This window comes from Dokdonella sp. (genome assembly GCF_035703485.1).
Lineage (GTDB): Bacteria > Pseudomonadota > Gammaproteobacteria > Xanthomonadales > Rhodanobacteraceae > Dokdonella.
The window spans coordinates 1-13,335 of record NZ_DASSYD010000047.1; the positions used below are offsets into that span (position 1 = coordinate 1).

Consider the following 13,335-nt stretch of genomic DNA (forward strand, 5'->3'; position numbering starts at 1 on the left):
CGGCCCAGACGTCGGCTCCGGCGCAGACTTCGGCTCCGGTGCAGACTTCGGCTCCGGCCCAGACGTCGACTCCGGCCCAGACGTCGACTCCGGCCCAGACGTCGACTCCGGCCCAGACGTCGACTCCGGCCCAGACGTCGACTCCGGCCCAGACGTCGACTCCGACTCAGACCTCGACTCCGGCTCCAGTCTCGACTCCAAAGCCAACGCCAGCCAGACCGGCGAGCCCCGCGCCCGCCACGGAACCGGCAACGGAACGTGCAAAGGCAAGCCCGCCCGTGCAAGACCTGTTCTCCGTGCCGGTCAGTCCGGCGGCGAGGAAGTCGGAATTGCCGGTCACCAAGCCTTCGCCGATTCTCGCCATGCCCCCAGAAGTGGCTGCCGAGGTCGCGAAATCGCTCGCGCGTGATGCCGAGACAAGCAAGTCAGCAAGCACGGAGAGCCCGCAGAGACTGCACACGCCTTCCGACGATTCCTGATCGTCGGATCGGACCGTATTCTGCAGGTGTCCTCATCGGCAGGCTCAGGACCGGCGTTCATGGACGAGCGCCATGGTCATGTGGCGATATTTCTCGCGACCAACGGAAGTCCCTTTTTCGGGACGCCTGAAGACCAGACATGAGCCTGTCGAAGGGTGCATCTACGGATTTCCGGCAAAATTGCGTCCGCTCTTCCCGCTAACCGCTCTCGGCTGAGCGCTCACCGCTAACAACCCAATCCGCGTTACCATTGCGGCTTTGCCTGTTCACGAATGCCATGAGCCGCAATACCCTCAAAGTCGCCCTGCTTCAGGAAACCGATCACGGCAGTACCCAAGCGAATCTCGACGCCATCGAAACCGGGCTTCGCGAAGCGGCGGCGGCCGGTGTCGAACTGGTAATGCTGCAGGAACTGCACAATGGGCCGTATTTCTGCCAGCACGAAGATGTCGACGAGTTTGATCGCGCCGAATCGATTCCGGGGCCATCCACCGAGCGTCTGGGCGCGCTGGCAGAGGAACTCAAGCTGGTCATCGTCTGCTCGCTGTTCGAACGCCGCGCCGCCGGGCTTTACCACAACACCGCCGTCGTCTTCGATCGCTCACGCAAGATTGCCGGCGTCTACCGCAAGATGCATATCCCTGACGATCCGGGGTTCTACGAGAAGTTCTACTTCACCCCCGGCGATCTCGGCTTTGAGCCGATTCAGACCTCGGTCGGCAAGCTTGGCCTGCTCGTGTGCTGGGATCAGTGGTATCCGGAAGGTGCCCGCCTGATGGCCCTGGCCGGCGCCGAATTGTTGCTCTACCCGACCGCGATCGGTTGGGATCCTGCCGACGATCAGGACGAAAAGGTTCGCCAGCGCGATGCCTGGATCACGGTACAGCGCGGTCATGCCGTGGCCAACGGCCTGCCCTTGCTCGCGGTCAATCGCACCGGTTTCGAGCCGGCACCGGATGGCGGTCGCGGCATTCAGTTCTGGGGATCGAGTTTCGTTGTCGGTCCGCAGGGCGAATACCTGGCTCAGGCATCTGTTGACCAACGGCAATTGCTTATCGCCGACGTCGATCTCGCTCGCAGTGAATCGGTGCGTCGGATCTGGCCGTTCTTGCGTGACCGTCGCATCGACGCGTACGCCGACCTGCTCAAGCGCTATCGCGACTGAATCTGGAATCCATGCAAGTCCTCAACGAAAACCCCGATTCGCCACCTCAGGGCAGCGAATCGCTCGCTGCGCAACCGATCGCCCACGTGACCCGGGACGGCGTCGAATATGTCCTGCTCGGCACCGCCCATGTTTCGCGTGCCAGCGTCGAGGCCGTGCGCGAAATCCTCGATCGTGAAACCTTCGATGCAGTCGCCATCGAACTGTGCGAGCCGCGCTACAAGTCGATGCGCGATCCGGAATCGTTCCGAAATCTGGATCTGTTCCAGGTAATCCGACAGGGCAAGGCCGGACTGGTCGCCGCGAATCTCGCCCTGTCCTCGTTCCAGCGTCGCATCGCCGAACAGTTTGGCATCGAGCCCGGTGCCGAAATGAAAGCCGCCATCGACGGTGCCGAGGCCAGGGATCTTCCAATCTGGCTGATCGATCGCGAAGTCGGCATCACCTTGAAGCGGGCGATCCGCAGCGTCGGATTTCTTGATCGCATCGGCATCATGGCGGGCCTCGCCGGCAGCCTGATCTCGCGCGAGGATGTCGAGGAAAGCGAAATCGAAAAGCTCAAGGAAGGCGACATGCTTGGCAGCATGTTCAACGAATTCGCGAGGGAATCACCGCCGTTGTTCGAGGCCCTGATTTCCGAGCGTGATCGCTACATGACCGCGCGTCTGCGCGAAGAAACCAGCGACGCCGCGAATACCGACACGCCGGTCAAACGCGTGCTCGTGGTGATCGGCGCGGGCCATCTGGCGGGTATCGAGCAAGCCATCGAGTCTCAGACCGATGCACCTGCTCCGATGCAGGAGGAACTGTCGGCCCTGCCACCCGGTTCGCCATGGCCCAAACGCATCGGCTTCGCGGTTTTCGCTGCCATCGCGGTCGCCATCGCCGTGTTGTTCTACCGAGGTGCCGACTCCGGAGCTGACGCCCTCTGGACCTGGGTGTTGTGCACCGGCATTGGCGCGGCCATCGGCGCGGCCGCTGCAGGTGGCCATCCACTCAGCGCCCTGGCAGCCTTTATCGTCGCACCATTGAAACCTTTCCGCCCCGGCATTCCGGTCGGAGCGGCCAGCGCCGGTGTTGAAGTCTGGATCCATCGGCCACGCGTAGCCGATTTCGACAGCCTGCGTGACGATGTCATTCACTGGACGGGCTGGTGGAGGAATCGCATCTCGCGCACCTTGCTGGTCTTTGTCTTTTCCAATCTCGGCATGATGTTCGGCACCTGGGTGGCCGGTTTCCGCATCATCAAATCGCTGCTCTGACACCAACCTGCGAAATTCCCGATGAGTCTTGCCCGCTTCTTCTCCAAACCACGCTGGCTATCCAAGGATGCAGCGATCCGCCGTGATTCAGTTGCCAGTGAAAACGCCGCGGAACTGGTTGCGCAACTCGCGCAATTCGCCCGTGAGGACAGCGACGCGGGTGTGCGTATCGCTGCGCTGAAACGCCTTGCCGAACCAGGCCTTGCCCAGGCGCTTGCCCAGGATGATCGCGACGAAGGCGTGCGCAGCGTTGCGCGCAACCTGTTCGCCGAACTGCTGGCCGGAACACACCCCTCGTCACCACCGCTGAGCGATCGCATCCGTTTGTTGCGCGCTCAGGACGAAGTCCACCTGATCGAACAGATTGCGGTTACGGCGCCGGAAGCAGAGCTTCGCCTCGCCGCACTGCAGCGTGTCGAGCGCCATGCCTTGATCCTTGAGCGCGTCACCGCCGATGCCGATGCAGCCGTACGACTCGCCGCGCTCGAGCGCATCAACGATGAAGCCCAGCTTGTCCGCATCAGCGAGCGCGCACGGAAGTCCGACAAGGCCATCAGCCGCCTAGCCACAGAGCGTGTACATGCATTGCGCATCGAACGCGGCGATTCTGCCGCGATCTCCACGCAGGCGACCAGCCTTTGCGAGCAACTGGAACGTTTGCTGCGTGAAGGTGGCAACCCGGGACAAGCCGAGACCATCGCCAACCAATGGCAAGCGATCGCAGAAAAAGTACCCACGCAACTGGCCACACGCTACCGCAATGCGCACGAGCTTTTTGAACTTAGCCGTGATCCCGACAAGATCCAGCGTATGCGTCAACGCGCAATTGATCGGGCCAAGCTCGAATCCGAACTGCTGGCCATCGAACAGGCGCTGCTCCCTGCATCTGCGCACTCCGCCGCCGAACTGCAGGAGCGTTTCAATGCTCTCGCCGAACTGCATGCCGAATTCGCCGACGACAGCGATGAGTTTGCCGCGATGCTTTCTGTCCGTTTTGCCAGACTCGGCGCACAACTGGCGACGCTCAAGTCGGCGCCTGCAGCCGAGATCCACAAACCGGAAAGTTCGGAAAATGCCAAGCCTGACGCGCAAGACCGCGGCGCAGAAGCCGAACGCCAGGCGCGACGAGATGCTGCACGCGCAGAACGTGACAACAAGCAGAGAACGCTGATCAGCAAACTCGATGAAGCCATCCAGGAAGCTGCCAGGGTGATTGCGCAAGGCAAGAGCGCCGAAGCGCATCTGGCCCACGCGCGCATTCAGTCATTGCGTCGTGAACTCGGCGCTGTCCCACCTGCATTGCGTGATGCACTTGCCGATGTCGAAAGTGACTACGCGAAAATCCAGCAATGGCAACGCTGGGGTGATGGCAAGCGCCGCCAGCAGTTGTGTGAAGAACTCGAAGTGCTACCCGAGACTGGTCTGCACCCTGATGCCATCGCCACCCGCGTGCGCGAGATCCAGATCGAATGGACAAGCCTTGATCGGCTGGAAGCTCGTCCTGCACGCGCCAATGATGGAATCGACCGCCGCTTCCGCGCGCTTTGCCACAAGGCCATCGAACCGACCAAACCCTACTTCGAAAAACGCGACGAACTACGCAAGCAGGGCACCGAAGAAACCAGCCAGTTGATTGCCGAAGTCAGGGTCACCGTGGCAGGCGAAGATCCGGATTGGCCTGAACTCGCCGGCATGCGCAAACGCGCCGTCGAGGGCCTGCGCTCACTTGATCGGGTCGATCCGCGTGAACGCAAGAACCTCGCCGCTGAACTCAAGCAGGTTCTCGGCATCATCGACGAACGCATTGCCGCGCATCACGCCGGAATCGAATCCACCAAGGCCGCGCTCATCTCCCGTGCGCAAGCGTTGAGCGAGCAAACCGACACACGCAGCGCCATCACGCAGGCGCGTGATCTGCAGAAACTCTGGCAGGCAACCGGCAACGGCAAGCGTTCACGGGATCAGGCGCAATGGAAGATATTCCGCGCCGCCATTGATGCCGTATTCGGTCGTGCCGACGACGAGCGTGCGCAACGCAGTGCACAGGATCGCCAGGCCGTCGAAGACGCGACAGCCCTGTGCGGCGAACTGGAAGCCATTGCTGCCAACACCAGCGAACCGGATCGTGCGGAACTGCATCGCATCGATTCAGCCTGGCATGCGATTGGAATCCGCGATGCGGGCTTGCGCCAACGTTTCCAGAATGCGCGGGATTCACTGGAAAAACTCAAGGCCGAGCGGGAAAGGAACAAACGCCGCGCCCAGTTCGACGTCTGGCTTTCGCACTATGAAGTGCTGAGAAAGTTCGAAATCGGTGAACTTGATGTCGAAGCGACCCGTGATGCACGCGCTAGCCTGCCTGTCCTCGCCATTTCAGCCGATGCATTCGAAGCCCGCATTCGTGAGGCAGGCAGTGGGCAAACCGCCTCCCCGGAAAATTCAGACCTCTTGCGCGACCAGGTCCTCGAGGCCGAACAGCTGGCCGGAATCGAACCCCCGGAAAAAGATCGCCAGCGACGTATGGATTTGCAGGTCGATAAGCTTTCAGCGCGCATGCGTGGCGTCCAGGCTCCCGCACCAGCTGCAGCCCTCGAACAACTGCTTGGCACCTGGATCGACTTGGGGTCCGCCGATTCGGATCTCGACACGCGTTTCAAGCGCGCGGTCGCGGCAATCCTTGATACGCTCGGTTAACAGCCTTTCTCGATTACGGAAAGCTTGATGAACTTCCGTTCGTGCTGAGCCTGTCGAAGTACGGGCGGAAGTTCGCCTCAAGCTGAGCTCACCCTTAGGGCAACGCTGAGCCGAACGGCACCGACACAAGCCTGATTGTTCCCGGCGACTCTTGACTGGTGAATGGTTGGTCATCCGGCAATTTGACTGCCGCCAAACCTCTCCAAGCTGCCGTCGTCCCTGCGAACGCGAGGGTCCAGCGCCACTTCTCTTGACCCTTCTCTCCAAAGCATGAAATCAAAGGCACTGGGTCCCTGCCTCCGCAGGGACGACGAGAGGCGGGGATTGGCGTTGAGTCAGTGCGATTCGGCCAAGACCCCAATCCGGGGTCGAACGGCTGAGGTAGTTTGGAATCAAGAGGCGATGGCGGCCAATCTGCAGCGGTTGGTTTCCATTGGAACCATTTGGACGTCCATTTAGTTTGACGCATCGCAGCAATTGTGATTGATTGGAGTCACGTCGATCGACGATTGATGGCACAGCGACAGGAACACCGCCGTGTTGACCTTTGCGGGCAAACCGCCATGGATTGGTGCGCCCGACTTTCGCGCAGGAAGCCCCAATGACACCGCTGCAGACGACCGGCCTGTACGACCCCGCCTTCGAACACGACAGTTGCGGATTCGGATTGATTGCAAATATCGACGGTAACGCCAGCAAATGGCTTGTCGATCAGGCCTTCGCCGCGCTTGCGAGGATGTCGCATCGTGGCGGCGTCAATGCGGACGGGATCACCGGGGATGGCTGCGGTGTTCTGATCCATCGCGCCGACAACTGGCTGCGCATACTGGCCAGTGAAGCCTCGATTGCGCTCGTTTCACGCTTTGCGGCGGGACTGGTTTTTCTGGATCCCGATGCGGGCAAGGCCGACGTTGCAATGCACAAGCTTGAGGCCTGTCTTCGCGATGAGGGCGTGACTGCAGCGGGCTGGCGTGATGTACCGGTCAACGACGAACCCTGCGGTCCCCTGGGGCGCAACAGCCGTCCGCGTATCCGTCAGCTTTTCGTCAACGCCACCGAGGGTATGGAGGAGGCCGTGTTTGATCGCGCCCTGTTCCGTGCCCGACGGCGCTGCGAACTGGCGTTGGCTGACGACCCGGCGTTCTACGTGGTCAGTCTCGCCGCAGCGACCATCGGCTACAAGGCAATGGCCGCACCAGGGCGCTTGCGCGACGTGTTTCCGGATCTGCAGCGAGCGGAGCTGGAAAGTTCTGCCGTCACCTTTCATCAGCGCTTCTCGACCAACACCTCGCCGAACTGGAAACTCGCTCAACCGTTTCGCATGCTCGCCCACAACGGCGAGATCAACACGATCCGGGCGAATCGAAACTGGGCACTGGCCCGCCAACCGAAACTGCATTCGCCGCTGCTCGATATTTCCGACATCGGCGATCACGTCAGTCGCACCGGTTCGGATTCGCAAGGCCTCGACAACATGTTCGAGCTGCTCGTCGAGGGTGGCATCGATCTGCTCGCGACGACGCGCATCCTCGTGCCACCGGCATGGAGTGCCGACGAGAACATCGATCAGGATCTCGAAGCCTTCTATCAGTACTACGCCTTGCATACCGAACCCTGGGATGGTCCGGCCGGCCTGGTCATGTGTGATGCGCGGCATGCGGTGTGTGCACTCGATCGCAACGGCCTGCGCCCGGCACGCTGGTCGCAGAGTGATGACGGGCACCTGATTGTTGCCTCCGAAGCCGGCCTCTGGGATGTGCCGGAACAGAACATCGTCGCCAAGGGTCGACTTGGGCCGGGCCAGATGCTGGCCGTCGACCTTGTCGAACATCGCCTGCTCGACAGTGCCGCGATTGATCGCATCAATGCCGATCGGGCGCCGTATCGCGAATGGCTGCGCGAGGGCGTGATCTATCTCGAATCGCATCTGATCGACCCGGCACTGGCTGCCGAACCGATGCCGCCCGACATGCTCACGCGCTTCCAGAAACAGTTTGCCCTGACCTGCGAAGAGCGCGACATCGTCCTCAAGACCCTCGCCGAGACCGGTGCCGAATCAACCGGCTCGATGGGTGACGACATCCCGATCGCGGTGATCTCGCAGGAGTCGCGATCGCTCTACGACTATTTCCGCCAGGCCTTCGCCCAGGTCACCAATCCGCCCATCGATCCGCTGCGCGAACGTCTGGTGATGTCACTGGTTTCGCAGATCGGCCTCGAAGGCAACCTGTTCGATCTCTCGGCCGACAGCGCGCGCCAAGTGCTGCTCAGTTCGCCGGTGCTGTCCCAGCGCAAGCTGCGCCAGTTGCTCGCCTTGCCGCTGTACGCCGAGCGCCAGATTCGCATCGACCTCTACTACGACGAAAGCATCAGCCTCAAATCGGCGCTGCAAGCGATCTGCAAGCTGGCCGAAGACGCCGTGCGCAACGGCGCGGCGCTGGTCCTGCTTTCCGATCGCTTTCCGCAACCCGGCATGACCCAGATCCATGCCCTGCTTGCGACCGGGGCGATCCACGCGCATCTGACCCGCCAGCAACTGCGCTGCGACTGCAATCTACTGGTCGAAACCGGCACCGCTCGCGACGCGCATCATTTCGCCTGCCTGATCGGCTTCGGCGCGACTGCGGTGTATCCGTTCCTCTCCTACCAGACGCTGTTCGCGATGAACCAGCGCGGCGAGATCAAGGGCGGCGAGAATGAAACTGTGCATGAAATCGGCCGCACCTATCGTCACGGCATTCGCAAGGGTCTGCTCAAGATCCTCTCCAAGATGGGTATCTCGATGATCGCCGGCTATCGCGGCGCGCAGTTGTTCGAGATCATCGGACTCGATCGCGAAGTCGTCGACATGTGCTTCCCGGGCACCCCTTCACGCATCGAGGGTGCAGGCTTTGCCGACATCGAAATCGAGTATCGAACCCAGCTCGCCCAGTCGCGCAATCCAAACTACACCCTGCCCGCTGGCGGCCTGCTCAAGGCCATTCCGGACGGCGAATACCACATGTATAACCCAGGCGTGGTCGGCCACCTGCAGCGGGCCGTGCGCAGCGGCGACATGCGTCATTACCGCCAATACGCCGAAGCGGTGAATTCGCGACCACCGTCGACCTTGCGTGACTTGCTTGCCCTGCGCGATGACACTTCAGGCATTGCGCTTGATCAGGTCGAGAAGCGCGAAACCGTGCTCAAGCGTTTCGACTCGGCCGGCATGTCGCTGGGTGCCTTGTCGCCCGAAGCGCACGAAGCGCTGGCGACGGCCATGAACCGTCTCGGTGCACGCTCGAATTCGGGCGAGGGCGGCGAAGACCCGGCGCGCTACGGCACCGAGCGCGCGTCGAAAATCAAGCAGGTCGCCTCAGGCCGCTTTGGCGTTACCGCTGCCTACTTGGCCAGCGCCGAAGTGCTGCAAATCAAGATTGCCCAGGGCGCAAAACCCGGCGAAGGTGGCCAGTTGCCCGGCGACAAGGTCAACGCACTGATTGCGCGACTGCGCTATGCGAAACCCGGTATCGGCCTGATCTCGCCACCGCCACACCACGACATCTATTCGATCGAGGATCTGACCGAACTGATCCACGACTTGCGCGAGGTCAATCCGCGCGCGCTGATTTCAGTCAAGCTGGTTTCTCATGCCGGTGTTGGCACGATCGCCGCTGGCGTGGTCAAGGCCGGTGCAGACCTGATCACGATTTCCGGCCACGACGGCGGTACCGGAGCGAGCCCGATCACTTCGATTCGCTATGCTGGAACGCCGTGGGAAATGGGTCTGTCGGAAACGCATCAGACCCTGGTCATGAATGGCCTGCGCAATCGCGTCATCGTGCAGACCGATGGTGGTCTTAAAACCGGGCTCGATGTGATCAAGGCAGCAATCCTCGGCGCGGACTCGTTCGGCTTCGGTACCGGCCCGATGGTTGCACTCGGCTGCAAGTACCTGCGCATCTGCCATCTCAATTCCTGCGCGACCGGAATTGCCACGCAAAACAGCATTCTGCGCCGCGATCATTTCACCGGTGCGCCGGAGATGGTTCAGAACTTCTTCCAGTTCATTGCCGATGACGTGCGCGAGCTGCTGGCACAACTCGGCGTTCGCTCGCTGCATGAGCTGGTTGGTCGTACCGAATTGCTGCGCATCCTGCCCGGCATCACCGCCAAGCAAGGCAAGCTCGACCTGTCTCGATTGCTGGTCAAGCCTGCCGTGAATTCCAGCGTCGCCGATTCCGGTGCCGCCGGCCCGCTGGCACCGGGCGCAACCGAGCTCGCCCTGGCAACTGTGCGCGACACACGTGATGCCGTCGATGCACTCGCCGGCGCACATTTCCGTTATCCGATCAGCAATGTCGATCGGGCCATCGGTGCACGATTGTCCGGCGAGATTGCTCGCAAGCACGGCGATCAAGGCATGGCCGCTGCGCCGATCACCCTCGAATTCGATGGCTCCGCCGGACAGAGCTTCGGCGCATGGAATGTTGCTGGTCTCAATCTGATTCTGGCCGGCGAGGCCAACGACGGCGTCGGCAAGGGCATGACTGGTGGCCGCATCGTCGTGCGTCCGGCCGATGGAGTGAAGTTTGTCACCCACGAAGCCAGCATCATCGGCAATACCTGCCTGTACGGCGCCACCGGCGGCGAGTTGTTCGCTGCCGGCCGCGCCGGTGAACGCTTCGCGGTGCGCAATTCCGGTGCGATAGCGGTAGTCGAAGGCCTGGGTGACCACGGCTGCGAATACATGACCGGTGGCACCGTCGTCGTACTCGGTCGCAGTGGACTCAACTTCGGTGCGGGCATGACCGGCGGCTTCGCCTACGTGCTCGATCTGGAGCGTGACTTCTTCGACCGTTACAACCACGAGCTGGTCGACATCAACCGCATTTCGCTGGAAGGCATGGAGAATCATCTGCAACATCTGCGTTCGCTGATGCAGGCGCATATCGACGCCACCGGCAGCGCCTGGGCGCGCCAGTTGTTCGGCGACTTCCGCGATGTCCTGCACAAGGTCTGGCTGGTCAAGCCCAAGGCAGCCAGCCTTGCGGCGCTGTCGAACGAACTGAGGGAAGCAGCATGAGCGATCGTCCGTTTCCATTCCTCAAGTTTCCGCGCGCCCTGCCGAGCGAGGTCAAGATCCCGATTCGGGTGCTCAACTTCAACGAGATCCATGCGGATTTCGTCGGCGGCGAATCAGTTGATCAGGCCTCACGCTGTATCGATTGCGGCAATCCGTATTGCTCGTGGGGCTGCCCGCTCGGCAATCGCATTCCGCAATGGCTGAAGCTGGTCAAGGATGGCCGCATTGAAGATGCCGCCACACTCATGCACGAGACCAATCCGCTGCCCGAGATCTGCGGCCGCGTGTGCCCGCACGATCGCCTCTGTGAAGGCATCTGCACACTTGAGGAAGGTTTCGGCGCAGTGACCATCGGTGCGATCGAGCGCTCGGTGACTGATGAGGCGATCAAGCGTGGCTGGCGACCACCGGAAGCGACTTCAAAGACCGACAAGCGCGTGGCCATTGTCGGCGCCGGCCCGGCCGGACTCGCCGCCGCGGATCGACTTGCCCGCGCCGGCGTCAGCGCCGATGTGTTTGATCGCTACGAGGAAATCGGTGGCCTGCTGACCTTCGGCATTCCCTCCTTCAAGCTGGAGAAGGATATTGTGCTCACGCGTCGTCGTGTCCTCGAAGATCAGGGCGTGAGGTTTCATCTCGGCATCGAGATCGGTCGCGACATCGCTTTCGAAAAGCTCGTTGAAGACTACGATGCCGTGTTCATGGCAACCGGCGCCTACACCGCCGTCGATGCCGACTTGCCGGGTCAGGATCTGTCCGGCGTAATCGTGGCCCTGCCCTTCCTGATCGCCAATATCCGCCATCAACTCGGAACCGCGACCAGCGACGATGTGCTGCCCGACCTCAAGGGCAAGCGTGTGGTCGTGCTTGGTGGCGGTGATACGGCGATGGATTGCGTGCGCACCTCGGTTCGCCTTGGCGCCGAGCGCGTGACCTGCGTCTACCGTCGCGACGAAGAGAACATGCCCGGCTCACGCAAGGAAGTGAAAAACGCGCGCGACGAAGGTGTGATCTTCCGCTTTCTTGCCCAACCGCTGGCGATTGTCGGCAAGGGCGTGGTCGATGGCGTCGAGATTGCCGACACCGAACTGATTGCCGATGGTGATGGCCGCGCACGCGCGGAAATTCTCGCCGACTCGGCACACACCATTCCGGCCGATGTCGTGATCCTTTCGTTCGGCTTTCTCGCCAGCCCGCCAGACTGGTGTGCCAGTGCCGGAATCGAAGTCGGCAAGAACGGGCGTCTCAAGGTCGGCGGCAGCCCACGCCTGCCCCTGCAGACCGCGCACCCGAAGGTGTTTGCCGGTGGCGACAACGTTCGTGGCGCCGATCTGGTCGTGCGCGCGGTGCTCGATGGTCGCGAAGCGGCACGTTCGATTTTGAGCCAATTGGGTGTCGTCGCCTGATCAATCATCAGTAGCAAATCGGATCTTCCCGATCTTGATTCGCTTCGAAGTTCTACGAAAGTGAGCCTTCTCCCAGCGGGAGAAGGCGTTCTGATGGCGGAGGTTTGATGCCAATCAGAAAGCTTTTTCGATTGGCGTGTCATGTCTTGAGGCCAAACCGTGTGTATCACCGGTGAGGGAATCAAAACCGGCGCATTTGCGATTGGAAATCAACGCATGTTGCGCATTGAAGCTTGTTGACCGCTGTTCGGGAGAATCGCCATGTTGCACATCCATCGTTTTGCCTGCGTCGGCACGGCGGCACTCCTGCTGTTGTTCACCGGTGCCGCTGTAGCCGGTAACGTCAGCATTCCCAATACCTTCACTGCGCATACGCCTGCCGTGGCTACACAAGTCAACGCCAACTTCGGCGCGGTGGCGACGGCGGTCAATGGCAGCGCCACGGATATCACGGCACTGCAAGGCGCAGTCGCCAATTTGCAGAGTCAATTGACTACGCAGCAGAGCCAACTCGCCACACAGCAAGGCCAACTGGTTGCTCAACAGAGTCAACTGACCACGCAACAGAACACAATCGATACGCTCAATACGACCGTCACTTCGCTCAATACCACCGTGGCTGGGCAGCAGACCACGATTGATACTCTCAACAACACTGTCACCTCGCTCAATACCGCTGTGACGAACCAGCAAACCACCATCACCAACTTGCAAGGCCGCTTGACCACGGTAGAGAGCAATACCGTACTGCAACTGGACGGCTCGCTTGGCCTTGTTCTCGACCCTTTCACCAACCAGCCCACCGCACGTTTCACTGCCGTCAACGTGCAGGTCGTCAATGGTGCAGGCGGCATGGGCACTATCAACGGCGTGGGTAATCTGATCGTGGGCTATAACGAGACCGATCCGGGCGCCACAGAATTCTGCTCCGATGGCAACCACTCAGACGCTTCGAGCTGTGCAACAAGCGGCGGAACCTGGGCGGCCAACCAGCGTAGCGGCTCGCACAATCTGGTTGTGGGTAACGTCAATGCCTATTCGAGATATGGCGGGTTTCTCGCGGGTCGATTCAATATCGTCAATGGAGTCTACGCATCGGTCAGCGGAGGTGCCAACAACAGTGCCAAGAGTGCCCTTTCGTCGGTTAGTGGCGGACGGGCGAACACCGCAGGCGGTCTCTTCGCATCGGTCAGCGGCGGTGTCCAACACACCACTTACTCTAATTACAACTGGGCCGCCGGCAGCTTGTTCGAGAGTCAGTGAT

The 13,335-nt window shown here is 61.3% G+C and carries 6 protein-coding genes and 1 pseudogene; all 7 read left to right on the forward strand.

Annotated features, from left to right (window positions below):
• Positions 1-479 (forward strand): annotated as a pseudogene (locus tag VFN25_RS03510) (hypothetical protein); the annotation flags it as partial.
• A 277-nt stretch (positions 480-756) separates the two neighbouring features.
• Entirely contained in the window at positions 757-1,644 is an 888-nt protein-coding gene (locus tag VFN25_RS03515; RefSeq protein ID WP_325138869.1) for a carbon-nitrogen hydrolase, read from the forward strand.
• An 11-nt stretch (positions 1,645-1,655) separates the two neighbouring features.
• A complete protein-coding gene (locus VFN25_RS03520) occupies positions 1,656-2,906 on the forward strand; it encodes a TraB/GumN family protein (protein ID WP_325138871.1) in 1,251 nt (416 codons plus the stop codon).
• 21 nt (positions 2,907-2,927) lie between these two features.
• Positions 2,928-5,600 carry a DUF349 domain-containing protein gene (locus VFN25_RS03525; protein WP_325138873.1) on the forward strand — a complete coding sequence of 891 codons (2,673 nt, stop codon included), beginning with the start codon at positions 2,928-2,930 and terminating at the stop codon, positions 5,598-5,600.
• Positions 5,601-6,201: 601 nt separating this feature from the next.
• On the forward strand, positions 6,202-10,665 hold the full coding sequence (gene gltB, locus VFN25_RS03530; protein WP_325138875.1) for a glutamate synthase large subunit: 4,464 nt from the start codon (positions 6,202-6,204) through the stop codon (positions 10,663-10,665).
• Positions 10,662-12,071, forward strand: coding sequence for an FAD-dependent oxidoreductase (locus tag VFN25_RS03535; protein WP_325138878.1), 1,410 nt, complete (start codon positions 10,662-10,664; stop codon positions 12,069-12,071). Before gltB ends, VFN25_RS03535 begins: the two co-directional genes overlap by 4 nt.
• Positions 12,072-12,332: 261 nt before the next feature.
• Positions 12,333-13,334 (forward strand): hypothetical protein, encoded by a 1,002-nt coding sequence (locus tag VFN25_RS03540; protein ID WP_325138880.1) that lies wholly within the window; start codon positions 12,333-12,335, stop codon positions 13,332-13,334.
• Position 13,335: the final 1 nt, after the last annotated feature.

Coding starts and splice junctions, on each gene's coding strand:
- VFN25_RS03535 (WP_325138878.1), top strand. CDS start 10,662: ATGAGCGATCGTCCGTTTCCATTCCTCAAGTTTCCGCGCGCCCTGCCG.
- VFN25_RS03525 (WP_325138873.1), top strand. CDS start 2,928: ATGAGTCTTGCCCGCTTCTTCTCCAAACCACGCTGGCTATCCAAGGAT.
- VFN25_RS03515 (WP_325138869.1), top strand. CDS start 757: ATGAGCCGCAATACCCTCAAAGTCGCCCTGCTTCAGGAAACCGATCAC.
- VFN25_RS03540 (WP_325138880.1), top strand. CDS start 12,333: ATGTTGCACATCCATCGTTTTGCCTGCGTCGGCACGGCGGCACTCCTG.
- gltB (WP_325138875.1), top strand. CDS start 6,202: ATGACACCGCTGCAGACGACCGGCCTGTACGACCCCGCCTTCGAACAC.
- VFN25_RS03520 (WP_325138871.1), top strand. CDS start 1,656: ATGCAAGTCCTCAACGAAAACCCCGATTCGCCACCTCAGGGCAGCGAA.